15 protein-coding genes are annotated in these 14599 nt (G+C 64.3%); 6 read left to right on the plus strand and 9 right to left on the minus strand.

What is annotated here, in order from left to right; all coding sequences use genetic code 11:
- Nucleotides 1-68: 68 nt before the first annotated feature.
- Entirely contained in the window at nucleotides 69-977 is a 909-nt protein-coding gene (locus C5L14_RS26685; RefSeq protein WP_105865099.1) for a homocysteine S-methyltransferase family protein, read from the plus strand.
- A gap of 64 nt (nucleotides 978-1041) precedes the next feature.
- Here C5L14_RS26685 and C5L14_RS26690 read toward each other — a convergent pair whose 3' ends face one another.
- The 5 genes from C5L14_RS26690 to C5L14_RS26710 form a co-directional block, all read right to left on the minus strand.
- Nucleotides 1042-1635 carry a hypothetical protein gene (locus tag C5L14_RS26690; RefSeq protein ID WP_105865100.1) on the minus strand — a complete coding sequence of 198 codons (594 nt, stop codon included), beginning with the start codon at nucleotides 1633-1635 and terminating at the stop codon, nucleotides 1042-1044.
- Nucleotides 1636-1779: 144 nt separating this feature from the next.
- Nucleotides 1780-2694: an efflux RND transporter periplasmic adaptor subunit gene (locus C5L14_RS26695; protein WP_105865101.1), complete on the minus strand. Its 915-nt coding sequence runs from the start codon at nucleotides 2692-2694 to the stop codon at nucleotides 1780-1782.
- Nucleotides 2691-2900 (minus strand): DUF1656 domain-containing protein, encoded by a 210-nt coding sequence (locus C5L14_RS26700; RefSeq protein WP_105865102.1) that lies wholly within the window; start codon nucleotides 2898-2900, stop codon nucleotides 2691-2693. The genes C5L14_RS26695 and C5L14_RS26700 overlap by 4 nt, the downstream gene beginning before the upstream one ends.
- Nucleotides 2897-4990, minus strand: coding sequence for an FUSC family protein (locus C5L14_RS26705; RefSeq protein ID WP_105865103.1), 2094 nt, complete (start codon nucleotides 4988-4990; stop codon nucleotides 2897-2899). The genes C5L14_RS26700 and C5L14_RS26705 overlap by 4 nt, the downstream gene beginning before the upstream one ends.
- Nucleotides 4987-5442, minus strand: coding sequence for a MarR family winged helix-turn-helix transcriptional regulator (locus tag C5L14_RS26710; protein WP_105865104.1), 456 nt, complete (start codon nucleotides 5440-5442; stop codon nucleotides 4987-4989). Before C5L14_RS26710 ends, C5L14_RS26705 begins: the two co-directional genes overlap by 4 nt.
- A gap of 132 nt (nucleotides 5443-5574) precedes the next feature.
- On the opposite strand from C5L14_RS26710, the gene C5L14_RS26715 reads away from it, so the two are divergent.
- The 4 genes from C5L14_RS26715 to panE all read left to right on the plus strand — a co-directional run bounded on the left by C5L14_RS26715 (nucleotide 5575) and on the right by panE (nucleotide 9195).
- Nucleotides 5575-6270: a helix-turn-helix transcriptional regulator gene (locus C5L14_RS26715; protein ID WP_105865105.1), complete on the plus strand. Its 696-nt coding sequence runs from the start codon at nucleotides 5575-5577 to the stop codon at nucleotides 6268-6270.
- A gap of 66 nt (nucleotides 6271-6336) precedes the next feature.
- Nucleotides 6337-7629, plus strand: coding sequence for an SDR family oxidoreductase (locus tag C5L14_RS26720; RefSeq protein ID WP_105865106.1), 1293 nt, complete (start codon nucleotides 6337-6339; stop codon nucleotides 7627-7629).
- Nucleotides 7626-8099: a DUF2269 family protein gene (locus C5L14_RS26725; RefSeq protein ID WP_105865107.1), complete on the plus strand. Its 474-nt coding sequence runs from the start codon at nucleotides 7626-7628 to the stop codon at nucleotides 8097-8099. The genes C5L14_RS26720 and C5L14_RS26725 overlap by 4 nt, the downstream gene beginning before the upstream one ends.
- Before the next feature lie 184 nt (nucleotides 8100-8283).
- The gene (panE, locus tag C5L14_RS26730) at nucleotides 8284-9195 is read left to right on the plus strand and encodes a 2-dehydropantoate 2-reductase (RefSeq protein WP_105865108.1); all 912 of its coding nucleotides are present in this window, start codon (nucleotides 8284-8286) and stop codon (nucleotides 9193-9195) included.
- Between the two features lie 375 nt (nucleotides 9196-9570).
- Here the strand turns inward: panE and C5L14_RS26735 are convergent, their stop codons facing one another.
- The 4 genes from C5L14_RS26735 to C5L14_RS26750 are packed head-to-tail and all read right to left on the minus strand — an operon-like array spanning nucleotide 9571 to nucleotide 13116.
- Nucleotides 9571-10206, minus strand: coding sequence for an NrsF family protein (locus C5L14_RS26735; RefSeq protein WP_105865109.1), 636 nt, complete (start codon nucleotides 10204-10206; stop codon nucleotides 9571-9573).
- Nucleotides 10203-10760 carry a sigma-70 family RNA polymerase sigma factor gene (locus tag C5L14_RS26740; protein WP_105865110.1) on the minus strand — a complete coding sequence of 186 codons (558 nt, stop codon included), beginning with the start codon at nucleotides 10758-10760 and terminating at the stop codon, nucleotides 10203-10205. The genes C5L14_RS26735 and C5L14_RS26740 overlap by 4 nt, the downstream gene beginning before the upstream one ends.
- Before the next feature lie 56 nt (nucleotides 10761-10816).
- The gene (locus tag C5L14_RS26745; RefSeq protein ID WP_105865111.1) at nucleotides 10817-12082 is read right to left on the minus strand and encodes a D-tagatose-bisphosphate aldolase, class II, non-catalytic subunit; all 1266 of its coding nucleotides are present in this window, start codon (nucleotides 12080-12082) and stop codon (nucleotides 10817-10819) included.
- 29 nt (nucleotides 12083-12111) lie between these two features.
- Complete coding sequence (locus C5L14_RS26750) at nucleotides 12112-13116, minus strand: LacI family DNA-binding transcriptional regulator (protein ID WP_105865112.1); 1005 nt, start codon at nucleotides 13114-13116, stop codon at nucleotides 12112-12114.
- 458 nt (nucleotides 13117-13574) lie between these two features.
- Between C5L14_RS26750 and C5L14_RS26755 the strand changes: the two genes are divergently transcribed.
- On the plus strand, nucleotides 13575-14552 hold the full coding sequence (locus C5L14_RS26755) for an ABC transporter substrate-binding protein (RefSeq protein WP_105865113.1): 978 nt from the start codon (nucleotides 13575-13577) through the stop codon (nucleotides 14550-14552).
- The last annotated feature ends 47 nt before the right edge of the window (nucleotides 14553-14599 follow it).

Below are 14599 nucleotides of genomic sequence, written 5' to 3' on the forward strand. Positions count from 1 at the left end.
CTCAGCAACCCTTGTTCTTCGGCGCGATGACGGCTACTGGCTTGTCCGTCATCGTTGGAGTGCGCCCCATGCCCGGAACGATCCGGATTCTCGACGGCGGTATGAGCCGGGAACTGCTTCGCCTCGGCGCCGAATTGCGCCAGCCCGAATGGTCCGCCCTCGCTTTGATGGAAGCGCCCGACATCGTCCGACAGGTTCACGCCGAATTCATCGAGGCCGGTGCGGAGGTGATCACCACCAACAGCTACGCCCTGGTTCCCTTTCACATCGGCGAGCAGCGCTTTCGTGAGCAGGCGCCTGCCCTGACCAACCTCGCCGGCCAGCTTGCACGGCAGGCCGCCGATAGCAGGGCCGGCCGCAAGGTGCTGGTAGCGGGTTCACTGCCGCCGATCTTCGGTTCCTATGAGCCCGAACGCTTCGATCCTTCCCGCGTCCAGGACTATCTGGAAGTGCTGGTTGCCGGCCTCGCACCCCATGTCGATGTCTGGCTCGGCGAAACCCTCAGCCTGATCGCCGAAGGCGAAGCCGTGCGCCGGGCCGTTGCAGCCACGGGCAAGCCGTTCTGGGTCTCCTTCACACTGGCCGACGCGATGGGCGAGGAGAGCTCAGAACCGCGTCTGCGCTCCGGCGAAAGCGTGGCCGACGCCGCCGCCTGGGCGGCCGGATCGGGCGCAAGCGCCCTGCTCTTCAATTGCAGCAGGCCCGAGGTGATGGGGAAGGCCGTGCGCGTGGCTAATCGTGCCCTCCGCGAGCGGCAATCCGATATCGAAATCGGTGTCTATGCCAATGCCTTCGAAGAACAGGAGGGAGATGGCGCCGCCAACGAGACCCTGCACGGGACGCGCGAGGACCTGACGGCGACCGCCTATTCCCGCTTTGCCTGCGAATGGGCCGATGCGGGCGCCACCCTGATCGGGGGATGCTGCGGCATCGGCGCCCGGCACATTCATGATCTTGCCACCGCCCTGAGACGCTGAACGCTTCGCGCGGAGCGACCACCCGCGCCTGCCCGCGCAGAAGCGCCGCGTCATCATCGGCGGCCTAACCGGCTCGACCCAAGGCGATGGCCGATCCCGTGAAAGGCAAGACGAGATCATAGCCTGGAGGAGGCGGCGCGACCGGCGTGGTCGCCGCCGTTCCGAACTGGGTGATGCCCATGCCGACAGTCTGGGCAAGATCGTAGAGCTTGCCGGCAAATTCGAACGGATTGCTCGCGATCAGACGCGCCGAAAACACATTGGTGCCAAGGATGGCTCCGCTTGCTGATGTGAGGGAAGCGGCGACTGTGGTGCCGACCACGAGGCTGGTGCGGCGGAAGGTGGCGATGCATTCGCCCTGTGCGAAGGAGGCCGGATCGGCAAAGGTGGCCCCCGGCCGGCGCTGCAGATACAGCGAGAATTGGCCGACCGGGTCGAGTCCGAGCGAGAGCGCGCCATTGTCGATCCCATCCGCCTTGAACGGCGTGGCGGCGAAGGTGAAATGCGCACTTGTCTCCGACGGCTTGCCGTCGAACAGCGGCGCATCCGCAAACGGCAAATGCAGGAAGTAGCCGTAATCGGCCAGCGATCCATCATTGGCGCGGTAGAAACGGCCGGTAGCGTACCAGGCGAGTTCGGCGGTCATCAAAGCGGTCATGATGAGTCCTCGGCGGGAAAGGGGCGCCACTCTATAGACCGGGAGCAAAGCGCGTTCACGACCGTATGCTTGTTTGCTCTGAAATGGGGAACTCGAAAGATCGGGACGGCACCTCTGCAGTCGATGCCGCATCCTCGTCTCTCCTCAGGATCTGCTCGTTCCAGCCGGTCCACCGGCACTGGCCTGAGAAGGCTTCGACTTGACGGTGACCGTCGCCGTCTGGCCCGCCACCAGGCGAAACCCCTCGGGCAGCTTGTCGAGCGCCACGCGGATCGGCACGCGCTGGGCAAGGCGCACCCAGGAGAAGGTCGGGTTGATATTGGCCAGCAAGTTCGAGCCGTCGCTGCGCTCGCGATCCTCGATGCCGCCGGCGATACTCTCGACATGGCCGGTGATGACGGTCGGCTGGCCCATCAGGTGGATGTCGACCGGATCCCCTATCGCGATGCGGGGCAGCTTGGTTTCTTCGAAATAGCCCTCGACACGCAGCGAGTCGGTGTCGAGAAGAGCGGTCACGGCCTTCCCGGCCGTGACATAGTCCCCGGGATTGAGACTGAAGTTGGTGATCACCCCATTGACGGGTGCCTTGATCTCCGAGCGATCGAGATTGAGCTTGGCCACCGCCTGGTTGGCGAGGGCCTGCTGATAGTTGGCGCTCGCCACGTCCTGGCTTGCCAGGGCCTGCTCGATCTTCTGGGCAGACGCCACGTCCTTGCCGAGTTCGCTATAGCGCGCATAGTCCCGCTTCGCCTGCTCCAGCGTCGCCCTGGTGCCGGAAACGGCCGCATCGGCCTGCTGCAAGGCAAGCTCGAAGCGCTTGGGATCGATACGGACGAGGATGTCGCCGCGATGGACCTGCTGGTTGTCGCGGACCAGCACTTCGCTGACCAGCCCGGACACGTCCGGTGTGACGCCGACGATATCGGCGCGCACATGGCCATCCCGTGTCCACGGGTCGTTCATATAATAATCCCACAACCGCCAGCCGAAACCGGCGGCAAGGGCGACGACGATAAGGGTAATGAGAACTCGCCCCAGCGAGGCAAAAAAGCGTTTCACGATGCAAACCGTTGAAAGATTGAAAATAGCCCGCTCAGGACGATGACGAACAGCGCGAGATCGAACAGCGAGCGATGCCAGACGAGGCGGTAGACGCCGACCCTGGCCAGTACGGAACGAAGCAGAAGATTGGTGATGACGGCGAGGAGTGCGAGGATCATCAGGCTCGGCACATAGACGCCAAAGATATCGATGTCGGCGTTCACGATGCGAGCTCCAATTTGGGAAGGAAGGGCATGGCTGCGGGTGCGGCCAGGTTCACGGGCGCTGGCGAAGCGGGAAACAGAGCTCGCCGCAAGCCTACGAGCGCCTGCACGGCATTCCGGCGCAGGCTCGGCTCCACGCCCTGCGTGAACTCCGACAGGGTCTCGTCGATGATGCCGAGCAACGACGCTGGCGGATCGACCGCCCTGCCCGTCGCCGCGCGCTCAGCGTAGAAGCGGGCGATGGCGTCCAGCACTTGCTGCAGGCGCCGCCGCTGCGCGGATGACAGCTTGCCGCGCAGCCTCTGCAGGTCGAGCACATTGATGCCGACACGCAGTTCCACCAGAAGGTCGGCCGCCGCCACGTCCTCGCTGACGCCCTGGGCCAGCCGGGGCACCAACTGGCCGAGGCGATCGAACACACGTCCGGCAAAGGCCTCGGCATGGGCGTTGCGCCCGCCGCGCGAGGTCGCGGCAATATCCGCCCAGCCGGCCCTGACCAGGCGCCTGGCGACCATCGCCGCCCCGAAGGGCCTGGTGGCCAGGGTCCAGACCAAGGCGAAAGCACCGCCGAGGATCGAGGCGACGGACGAGTTCATGAACGCCGCGAACTCGGCACTGTAATTGGCCTGCAGCCCGACGAAGGATGCCGTGTTCACCGACAGAAGCATGGCGATCATGTTGAATTGCGGGCGCGAAACCAGCGTCCCGACCAGGATGAAGGGCACGGCGAACATCACCACCAGCCCGACATAGTCGTGGGCGAGCGGCAAAAGGGCGAAGAGATACACCGCCGACAGGCCGACGCTGACAGCCGTCCACACCGTGAAGCTGCGGATCTGGCTGACCGGGTTGTCGATGGCGGCAAAGAAGGAGCAGCCGATCGCCGTCATGATCACGCAGCCCGACCCCTCGCTCCAGCCGGTCCATATCCACATCAGGCCCGACAGGATGGTGGCAAGCACGACCGAGCCGGCCTGGAAGGTTAGCAGCGCATAGTCGTAGTGGCTGACCTTGCCGACGGTCCGGCGCATACGGAAGGTCGGGCGCCAACGGCTGATGCGGTCGCCGAGCTCGATCTGCCGCTGCAGCTGGCGGCAGTCCTCCCACAGATCGACCAGCTCCTTCATGCGCTCCAGCGTGCTCGACAGCACCAAGGCCGGCCATTGCGCCTCCTCAGCGCTTTCCAGGTCAGTCTTCGGCTCCAGCGCGGCGATGTCGGCGAGCAATTGATCGGCTTCACCGCGTTCATTACCCTCGCCCGAACGCATCCAATCGAGGAGGCGCATGCGCAAGGCGTCGATGCCGGCGATCTCGCCGCCGGCTTCGCGCAAGGCAGCCAGACGGTCTTCCAGAGAGGACAGCAGCGGCAGCAGCAACGCCATGCGTCCCCGCAATTCACGGGCGATGCGCACCGTCGCCTGGTTCGCGGTATCATAACTGAGCTGGCTGATCAGCATGTCCATCGCCCGAATGTCGGCGGCGAGGCGCTGGCGTTCCGGCGTGGCCCCGTTCCCGGCGCCATCGGTCAGCACGGTGCTCGCCCAGGCTCCCGCGTCGCGCAGCCAGCGCTTGATCTGCTGTCCGAGCACAGGCCCGATCCGGGTCGGAAAGAACAGGGAACTCACCACGGCGGCACAGACGATGCCGAGCGTGATCTCTTCGGCGCGCGAAACGGCGACGTCGAAGATCGTTTCGGGCGCGCTGACAGTCGGCAATGCGATCAGGGGAAGCGTGTAGCCGGCGAGCATGAAGACATAGCTGCGCGGCGTGCGATCCAGCAGGGAGACGAACAGGAAGACGCCGGTCCATAGGCCGACGACGATGATGAACAATTCAGGCGCCGGCGCGAAAATAGGCAGCAGCAGGATCGATCCGGACGTGCCTATGAAGGTGCCGAGGGCCCGATAGAGCGCTTTCGACGTGGTGGCCCCCGCCAGCGGATTGGCGACGACATAAACCGCCGCCATCGCCCAATAAGGGCGCTCCAGCCCGGCGGCCAGGGCGATATAGAGCGCCAGCATCGAGGCCGAGAACGCCTTGAGCGAAAAGACCCAGTCCCGGACCGTTGGTAGGGGGAAGCCGGCGGTCATGTCGCCGCCTCCGCCTGCTGGCGGGCTGATGCCTCCTCGATAGCCCGGAAAACGCGCAGCGTTGCCTCGATGTCGTCCTGCGGCAGATGGCCGAGAATGCGGCTGCGCAGGGCGACGAGTTCCTGCTCGATCACGCTTGTCACTCTCTCGCCCTCAGGAGTGAGCCACAATGTCTTGGCCCTACGGTCAGCCCCCTCCCGTTTTTCGATCAGGCCACTGGCGCAAAGCTGATCGAGAAGGCGCACCAGGGAGGGTCCTTCGATGCCGATCGCATCGGCGACCTCGGTCTGATTCACACCGCCGCCCATGCGCTCGATCTGGATAAGTGGCACCGCCGCAGCGTCAGAGACGCCATGGGTAGCAACGATGTCATGCACCAGGCGACGCCAATGGCGGCCGATCTGCTGGGTTTTACCGGTCAATGCGAAGCGCAGGGCGTCAATCTTTTCCATAGCTAATAATTAGCATCCTAATTAAATGGATGCAAACTATTTACGCCCGCTCTCATCGCCCGCCGAAAAACCTCCTGACAGGATCTGTCACTCAGGCATATAGAATGGCGATACCAAGACCAATGAGACGCCATGGCCCGAACGAGCCGCCTCCTCTCGCTCCTGCAGATCTTGCGCGGCAAGCGCCGCCCGGTGACGGCGGCCGTGCTCGCCGCGGAACTCGCCGTCTCCGAGCGCACGCTCTATCGCGACATCGCCGAGCTGGTCGCCCAGGGCGCGCCCATCCAGGGCGAAGCCGGCATCGGCTATATCCTGCGCCCTGGTCTGTTCCTGCCCCCGCTGATGCTCTCGGAAGATGAAACCGAAGCCATCGTGCTCGGCCTGCGCTATGTCGAGCAGCGCGGCGACGACACGCTCGGCCGCGCAGCCCGCGATGCACTCGCCAAGATCGAGGCGGTCCTGCCGCCGGCTGCGCAGGAAATCGCCCGCAATCCGGTGGCCCTGCCCGGGCCGAGCCACAGGAGCTTTCCCGACAACAGGGTCGCGATCGAGGTGTTTCGCAGCGCCATCCGCGCGCAGGCCAAGCTTCGCATCGATTATGGCGACCTCAACGGCCAGGCGACCACGCGCGTGATCTGGCCCATCGCCATCGGCTTCATGAATGAAGCACGCATGCTGGCGGCCTGGTGCGAATTGCGCCAGGACTTCCGCCATTTCCGCACCGATCGCATCGCGGCAGCCAGCGAGATCGGCGAGCGCTATCCCGGACGACGCAGCCAATTGGTGAAATCCTGGCGCGCCGCGATGGACGAAATCGCCAAGCGCTAGCCCTTTCCTCCGTACCGGCCATTCTTCCGTCTTGCCTCACCATGACAAACCGGGCAAAGGGCCGTGATGCGCATCCTGGTTCCCGGCGGTTACGGTCTGATCGGTTCGGCCATCGTCTCGGCCCTGCTCACGGCTGGCCACGAGGTCACGGGTCTCGGCCGTTCCGTGGGCCAGGCGCGCCTGCGCGAACCGCGCGTGCGCTGGCTGCAGCATGACCTCAAGGATCTCGTCAGCGCCGAGGCCTGGCGTCCGCTCCTGGCAGACGTCGACGCCGTGATCAACGCTGCCGGCGTGCTGCAGGACGGGCCCGGCGACGATGTCATGGTGACCCAATCGCTCGCCATGGTCGCCCTCTTTGAGGCTTGCGAACAGGTTGGGGTGAAGCGCCTCGTCCAGATCTCCGCCGTCGGCGCCTCGCCCGATGCCGCTACCGTGTTCATGCGCAGCAAAGGCATTGCCGACGAGGCGCTTGAAGGCTCGTCGCTCGACTGGACCATCCTGAGGCCCGGGCTGGTTCTGGGCTCCTCGGCCTATGGCGGCAGCGCTCTGCTGCATGCGCTCGCCAGCCTGCCCGGCTTCATTCCGCTGCCGCCGGCGCCATCGATCCGCAGCGTAGCGCTCGATGACGTCGCCGCAACGGCGCTGGCCGTCGTGGAAGGACGCCTCCCTCATCGGCGCATCTATGATCTCGTCGAGGACAGGGCGCATAGCCTCCAGGAAATCGTCGCAACGCTGCGGGCAAGGCTTGGGCTGCCGCCCGCCCGTTTTGCCCGCTGGCCGCTCTGGATCTTTCGCCTCGCCTTTCGGCTTGGCGACCTGGCGGGCCTGCTCGGCTGGCGCCCGCCGATGCGCACCACCTCGCTCGACCAGATCCTGGCCGGCATCGATGGCGATCCGACGCCGCTCGGCGCCGCCAATGGCCGGTCGCTCAAGGCCCTGCCCGAGATTCTGGAAGCCGTCGGCGGCACTGTGCGCGAACGCTGGTTCGCGCGCCTCTTCCTGCTCAAGCCGGTGATCGTTGCGACGCTGGGCCTGTTCTGGCTGCTCTCGGGCCTGATCGGTCTCATCGAGGCGGACAAGGCGAAGGTCGTGCTGACGCTGCGGGGTTTTGCGCCGACGACCGCGGCGCTCTTCGTCCATGGCGGCGCCCTTGCCGATCTCCTGCTCGGCGCGGCCATGCTCTGGCGACGAACCATGCCGGCCGCCGCGACCGGCATGATCGGCGTCACCCTTGCCTATCTCCTCGCCGGAAGCCTGTTCACGCCCGACCTCTGGCTCGACCCGCTCGGCCCCTTCCTCAAAACGCTGCCGGCGGCAGTGCTCGCTCTGGTCGCACTCGCCATCAAGGACGCCCGATGACCTATGCCGACCTGCTCCTCTGGCTCCATGTGATCGGCGCCGCCGTGCTGCTGGGCACCGGGGCCGGCATCGCCTTTTTCATGCTCGTCGCCCATCGCACCGATGACGCCCGGCTGATCGCCCACGTCGCCGGCACCGTCGTCACGGCGGACCTCCTGTTCACCGCCACCGCTGTCGTGCTGCAGCCCCTCACCGGTGCCCTGCTGGCGCAGGAGATCGGCTGGCCGCTGAGCTCGCCATGGATCCTGCTGTCGCTGGGCCTGTATGTCTTCACCGGCCTGTTCTGGCTGCCCGTCGTCGTCATCCAGGTGAAGATGCGCGATCTCGCCAGGAAGGCCGTGCAGGAGAATTCCGCCCTTCCACCAAACTATTACCGGCTTTTCCGCATCTGGTTTGCCTGCGGTTTTCCGGCCTTCGTCGCCGTGCTCGCCATTTTCTGGCTGATGCTGACCAAGCCGCAATTCGGATAAAGCGTTTTGCGATTTGGTGGAACCACCAAGAATCGCAAAGACGCGCCGGAACAAGGAGCTCGAGAAAATGAGCGTTCACGCTTGAACACACTTTGCTCTGGAGCAAGCGCAGCTTGCTTGTTCGCAATCCAGCGCCGACCTATACCCTCAACTTCGAATGCAGCCATCCAAGTGTGGAGGGACCATGCGTATCCTTGTTGTCGGCGCTGGAGCGACGGGTGGCTATTTTGGCGGCCGGCTGATGCAGGCGGGCCGTGACGTGACCTTCCTGGTTCGCCCCGCACGAGCGGAAAAGCTGCGGACGGAAGGCCTCCGGATCGTCAGCCCGTTCGGCAATGCCGAACTGGCACCGAAGCTGGTCACCACCGGCGACATTGCTGAGACCTACGACCTCGTGCTGCTCACCGTGAAGGCCTATGGCCTCGAGGCCGCGCTTGACGACATCGCGCCCGCCATCGCTTCCGAGACGATGATCCTGCCGGTGCTCAACGGCATGCGGCATGTCGATGTCATCAAGGCCCGCTTCGGCGAGAAAGCCCTCCTCGGCGGCGTCTGCCTGATCGCCGCCACCATCGACGGCGAAGAGCGCATCGTACAGCTCACGCCCATGCACAACCTCATCTATGGCGAGATGAGCGGCGAGCGGTCCGAGCGTATCAAGGCCCTCGATGCGACCATGCAGGGCGCCGGCTTCAACGCCAAGCTCTCCGACGACATCGAGCGCGACATGTGGGGCAAATGGATCACTCTCGCCAGCCTCGGCGGCATCTGCTGCCTGATGCGCGGCTCGGTCGGCGAGATCGAAGCCGCTCCGGGCGGCCTTGCCTTCGTGTTGCGCTTCTTCGACGAGGTGGTGAGCGTGGTGAAAGCCGTGGGGAAACTGCCTGGCGCGCCCATCCTCGACATGGCCCGCGCCATGCTCACCCAGAAAGGCTCGGCCATGGCCTCCTCCATGTATCGGGACCTGCAGAAAGGCGCGCCGATCGAAGCGGATCAGATCATCGGCGACCTGCTGACGCGGGCACAGGAAGCAGGAATAGAAACGCCTTTGTTGTCAGCGGCCTATACAAATCTGGCAATCTACCAGGCAAGATGAAGTGAAACCCGGAAAGCTGTCCGCGCGTGAACGACCGGCTCGATGGCCCGCGCTGGGTGAGCATGAGCCTCGATTGAGCCCGCGATGGCGGATCTGCCGCCGCAGTGCTCCGTGCCGCCGCGCCCCACAGCGAGTTGTCCTGCAAAATCGCGGCTGAGGATGGCCATGTGAACACTCACGCTGACAAAAAGCTAACAAAATCATTCGTTTCTGCGCGGAAGGCGAAGCAGCTTCACAGCGGCTGCCCGAGAAAACCGACTACCTTAGCAGCAGACCCATAAATCAAAAATATAATAAATATCAACACGTTAAGGCATTATTTCAAACAAGCGACCTCATTGAGGCACAGGCTAATGTCCGTGGGCCAGGCCGCACTCACCAGCGCAACAGGCGACGGCCGGCGACATATCCCGCGACAGTGACGAGACCTGCCGCCAGGCTGTACCAGGTGGCTACGAAGAGCGGGCTGTCGTCCACGCAATGGCTGGCATAGAGCGTCGCGGCAATGCCGCTGGCGGCCAGACCGGCCACCGCCCCCGCCCTGCCGGGGTTCTCGGGAGCGCCTTGGCGCAGGGCATAGAGCATGCAGGCCAGCGGCCCCAGCGCCAGCAAAGGTATCAGCATCAGGCAATAGCGGGCATTCACGCCCACCCAGCGCGTTCCCCAGGTCGCGGACGGCATGACCACCAATTCCACCACGACCGCGCCGATCAGGAGCAAGGGAGCAATCACCAGGGCAAGGCGCCATCCGCCGGATCGTGCACCCGGCCTGACCAGGCGCAGAATCAGGCCGCAGGCTGAAACAGCCAGGGACGCCGTCACAACGAATTTGAACAGGAAGCGCCAGGTCTCGGCCGCCGCCGCGATATCGGGACGGGGCCGGAATCCCACGAAGAAAATTACGGCCGACAAGGCCGTGCCGACGATCACCGCCAGTCCGAAAGCCCTGCCGAGGGACCATCCGACCGGCGCGTCCTCGGAAATGGCATTGATGAGATCGTCGGTCTTCACGGCTTCTCACTCCGATAGAGCGCTGCGAGCTTCTTGAGGCCCCGATGCAGGGCGACTCGAACGGCCACCTCGGTCATGGACAGCCGGCCGGCCATCTCCCGGATGCTGACGCCACCGAGGGAGATAGCCTCCACGATGTCCCGTTGCGGCGGTTTCAGATGCGCCAACATTTTCTCCGCCTCATGCTGCGACAGTCCGGATGCCGGCTCCTCCGCTTCGAGAACCTCGATCACGTCCTCGATCGGCACCATCACCTGCCGCCCCCGGCGGCGCATGGTATCGATCATCTTGTTGCGCACGATCGCCGACAGCCAGGGACCGAGCGGGCGCGAGGAATCCCAGGTTCCGCGCTTGAGGTGAATGGCGAGCAGCACTTCCTGAACGACATCCTCGATTTCCGCCGGCGGCGCGCCGAAGCGCTCGCAATAGCGGCGCGCCGTGCCGCGCAGATAAGGGATCACCGCCTGCAGGAACCGCCGATAGGCCGGTGCATCTCCGGCGATCGACTGCCGCAACCATGCCGCCCACTCCTCTTCGCGCATGGAATTATGCACGAGCCACCCTCTCTACGGCCGCTCTCACGGCTTTGTTACCGAATGACGGCACCGACTCACTGAGCCGCTGTCGCCTCGGCATAATCGTCCAGCACCGCGCGTATGGCCAGAGACAGGCAGGCCGCCATGTCGAGCCGGCCCGCATGCTCCGCCGCGGCCGGCAGGAACTGGTGTACCAAAGTGGGTGGCAAGGTGCGTCCAGAGAGCGCCTGCGCCAGGCGCGCGACGGCGCCTGCCGCGGCCGGATGCGGCCAGTAGTAGCGGATGCGGTCGCTATAGCTGTAGTGGCGCAGCACATGCTGGCTGGCGGCATCGCCCTGATAATAGCGCTGCCAGTAGCCGGGTTCGGCCAGCATCAGGGCCTCCATCGCCTTGGCCAGCGGGCGCTCGCCATAGGAGGCATCGAGTTCCCCGGCGATGAGATCGAGGCCGTAGAGCGCCTCGCGCCAAGCAAAGGTCAGACCAGGCCCGACCTTGAGGATGGCAAAGCCGTCGGCTACCAGCCTCGCCAGCTTCTCCCGCGGCTGGTAGTCGGTGGAATGGGCCTCGAACACTAGAGAGGGTTCGTCGCCCAGCACGCCGACGAGATCGCGGGCCTTTTCGGGCTGGTAGACCACCACGTCTTCATGCCCGAACTCGACACCGGGTTGCACAACCAGGCCGATCACACGTTCCAGCGCCGCCTCGACGCCCTGCTGGCGAAACACGGTCCGGTGGGTTTCGATAGTCTGGCGCGCCGCGGACGCGGCCGTCGGCTGCAAGCCGTCGAGCGCGTGCCAGGCGCCCCCCGGCACAGGCACCTCGGTGCCGATGATATAGACCGGCAGGGGCAGGCCGTTGTCGCGGGCGGTCTGCTCCGCGACCTTGGTCAGGCGGGCGGCACGCCTTGCCGTGGTCTCGTCGTCGAGCGCCTCGGGCTCGCCCTTGCAGCCCATGCTGGCATCGAGATGGATCTTGCCGAACCCTGCCGCGACATAGGCCGCCATCATGGCCTCGGCCTTGGCCATCGCCTCCTCCGCCTCGAGATGGCGCCAAGGATTGGGGCCGAGATGGTCACCGCCAAGGATCAATCCGGCGGTTTCGTAACCGGCCACTTCAGCCTTCTCGAATACGAAACGCCTGAAATCGGCCGGGGTCATGCCGGTATAGCCGCCCTCCTGGTTCACCTGATTGCAGGTCGCTTCGATCAGGACCTCCCGCCCGCGTTTGCGGCCATGCGCCAGCGTCGTCCCGATCACGTCCGGATGGGCAGAGCAGATGGACGCGATACCCCGCGATTGTCCAGAGCGCCGCGCGGGGGCGAGGTCGAGAAGCGTGGTCATGTCGAGTCTCCGTGAACGATGGATCGCGATCAGGCCGAGGCCCGCATCATCAGTTGGGCTTCGAGCCGCAATTGCTGCTGCCCCTGCAGAGATTCCCCGCCCTCGACCTGGGCGAGCAGCAGCTCGACGCCGAGATTGCCGAGGCGAAAGAAATCCTGCGCCACCGTGGTCAAGGGCGGGCAGCCGAAGCGGCTATAGGGCTGGTCGTCATGACCGGCGACGCGCAGGCGGCAATCGGCCTCACGCCCGACTTTCAGGCCGCGCTGGAAGGCGGCGGCCATCACCCCTACGGCGATGCGGTCATTGGCGCACAGCACCGTCGAGGTCGGAAACCCGGCCCCGTCGATCACCTGCAGCGCCTCTGCATAGGCGATTTCCTCGAAACGCCAGTCCGGCCTGCCAGCCACGGTGATGATCTCGGGCTGGAAGCCGAGCCGCTCCATGGCCTGGACATAGGCGTTACGGCGTTCGGCGGCATTGTGATTGACCGCCGGCATTTCGAAGAAGCTGGGCGGCGTCCCCGTGCGGCAGAGATAATCGGTGATCAGGCCGATGCTCTGCTCGTTGTCGGTGCCGACGAAGGGGGAGCCGTCCTGCAGCGAGGAATCGAGATAAACGACAGGAATATGGGCGCGCAGGGTCTCCATCCGCGTCGCGTCGGTATAGGCGCCGAGGGGAGCGATGATCGCTCCGGCGATCTTGAGCGACAGCAGCGTCTCCACCGAGCGCGCCTCATGCAGGGCATCCCCGCGCGACGACAGCACCAGGACGAAATAACCGTCCTGCGCACAGCGCCGCTCGATATGGCGCACCATCTCAGAATAGAACATGTCCGAGGTGTCGGGCACGATCACGCCGATGATCTTGGGACGTTTTCGGTTGAGGTTCACCGCAAACAGGTTCGGCCGGTAGTCATATTTGGCCAGCGCCCGTTCGATACGGATTCGGGTCGATTTGCGTACGCTGCCGGGATCGTTGAAATATTTCGAGACCGTCGGCCGCGAGATCCCGCTGAGTTCGGCGAACTCGGCCATGTTCCTGATCTTTCGCACCGCCCTGCTGCTCCCCCTCCGCTCGATCGTTCTTATTTTTTACATGAGTAAACAATATTATTTTTTACACGTCGTAAAATTCCATCGTAGGATTTCTGTTTTCTTTGATCCAAAATAAAAAATTATTATTTATTTTCAATTGGTTGGCTTACATTCCTTACGACCAGACAGGATGTATTTTGTCAATTTTATCACGCGCAATATCTTTAATTGACGCCTACGGGGCGAAACCATAGTCTGACAATTCACAAAAGACAAAAACAAATTCAGGGAGGGAGACGGCTCCGCAGGCGCAATCGCACCTGCAGCGCCCGGCCATTCTCGGCATCCTTTCCTCAACTCGATCGGCGGGTCTGCCCGCCGTAGCCGGCTGGATACCTCGCGTCAGAGGAGGGTCCCTGCCGGAGGGATCGACCACTTCGTCAAACCGAGGAAACGACATGAGGAAACTGCTTACGGCCCTCGCGGCTGTCGCCATCGGGGCCAGCGTGCTCGCCGCTCCGGCGCAGGCCCAGGACAAGAAATACACCATCGCCCTCATTCCGGGCCTGACCACCGACGCCTTCTACATATCGATGCGCAAGGGCGCCGAGGCCGCCGCCAAGGTGGTGGGAGCAGAACTCGTGTTCCAGGGCGCGCCCGATTTCAATCCGGTAACGCAGACACCGGTGCTCGACGCCGTCATCGCACGCAAGCCCGACGCCATCCTGATCGCGCCGACGGACAAGGTCCAGCTCGTCCAGCCCCTGAAGAAGGCCGCCGACGCGGGCATTCCGGTGATCACCGTCGATACCTTCATCGGCACCGGCAAGTACCAGACCGGTGCGGGTGACGCCGACTTTCCGCTCTCCTATGTCGCCTCGGACAATATACTGGGCGGCCGCATCGCGGCCCGTGCCCTCGCCAAGGCCATCGGCGAGAAGGGCAAGGTCTATGTCTCCAACGTGAAGCCGGGCATCTCGACCACCGACCAGCGCGAGGAAGGCTTCAAGGATGAGATGAAGAACTACCCCAACGTCACTGTCCTTGAAACGCAATTCAACGACAACGACGCCAACAAGGCCGCCTCGCAGATGCAGTCGGTGTTCGCCCGCAATCCCGATCTTGCCGGCGTCTTCGGCGCCAATCTGTTCTCCGCGCTGGGCGCCGCCAACGGCGTGCAGCAGGCCGGCCAGAGCGGCAAGGTCCGCGTCGCCGCCTTCGACGCCCCGGCCTCGATCGTCGACAATATCAAGTCGGGCCTGGTTGATATCGCCATCGCCCAGCATCCGGCCGAGATCGGCTATTTCGGCGTGCTTTCCGCCTATGCCCATCTCACCGGCCAGTCGATCCCTGCCTCGATCGGCACGGGCTTCACCGTGATGGACAAGTCCAACGTCGACAAGCCGGAAGTCGCTGCCTTCATCTACAAGGAATGAGGCTTTCCCTGCATCTGCGCCGCCGGGGATCCTGGAGCAAAATGCTC

The sequence above is a fragment of the Labrys okinawensis genome, from assembly GCF_002982075.1.
GTDB classification, from domain to species: Bacteria; Pseudomonadota; Alphaproteobacteria; order Rhizobiales; family Labraceae; genus Labrys; species Labrys okinawensis_A.

Bases quoted from the DNA above. Each gene is read 5' to 3' on its own strand.
- C5L14_RS26715 (WP_105865105.1), top strand. From the start codon at position 5,575: ATGGCCCGAACGAGCCGCCTCCTCTCGCTCCTGCAGATCTTGCGCGGC.
- C5L14_RS26755 (WP_105865113.1), top strand. From the start codon at position 13,575: ATGAGGAAACTGCTTACGGCCCTCGCGGCTGTCGCCATCGGGGCCAGC.
- C5L14_RS26685 (WP_105865099.1), top strand. From the start codon at position 69: ATGCCCGGAACGATCCGGATTCTCGACGGCGGTATGAGCCGGGAACTG.
- C5L14_RS26690 (WP_105865100.1), bottom strand. From the start codon at position 1,635: ATGACCGCTTTGATGACCGCCGAACTCGCCTGGTACGCTACCGGCCGT.
- C5L14_RS26710 (WP_105865104.1), bottom strand. From the start codon at position 5,442: ATGGAAAAGATTGACGCCCTGCGCTTCGCATTGACCGGTAAAACCCAG.
- C5L14_RS26745 (WP_105865111.1), bottom strand. From the start codon at position 12,082: ATGACCACGCTTCTCGACCTCGCCCCCGCGCGGCGCTCTGGACAATCG.
- C5L14_RS26705 (WP_105865103.1), bottom strand. From the start codon at position 4,990: ATGACCGCCGGCTTCCCCCTACCAACGGTCCGGGACTGGGTCTTTTCG.
- panE (WP_105865108.1), top strand. From the start codon at position 8,284: ATGCGTATCCTTGTTGTCGGCGCTGGAGCGACGGGTGGCTATTTTGGC.
- C5L14_RS26750 (WP_105865112.1), bottom strand. From the start codon at position 13,116: ATGGCCGAGTTCGCCGAACTCAGCGGGATCTCGCGGCCGACGGTCTCG.
- C5L14_RS26720 (WP_105865106.1), top strand. From the start codon at position 6,337: ATGCGCATCCTGGTTCCCGGCGGTTACGGTCTGATCGGTTCGGCCATC.
- C5L14_RS26725 (WP_105865107.1), top strand. From the start codon at position 7,626: ATGACCTATGCCGACCTGCTCCTCTGGCTCCATGTGATCGGCGCCGCC.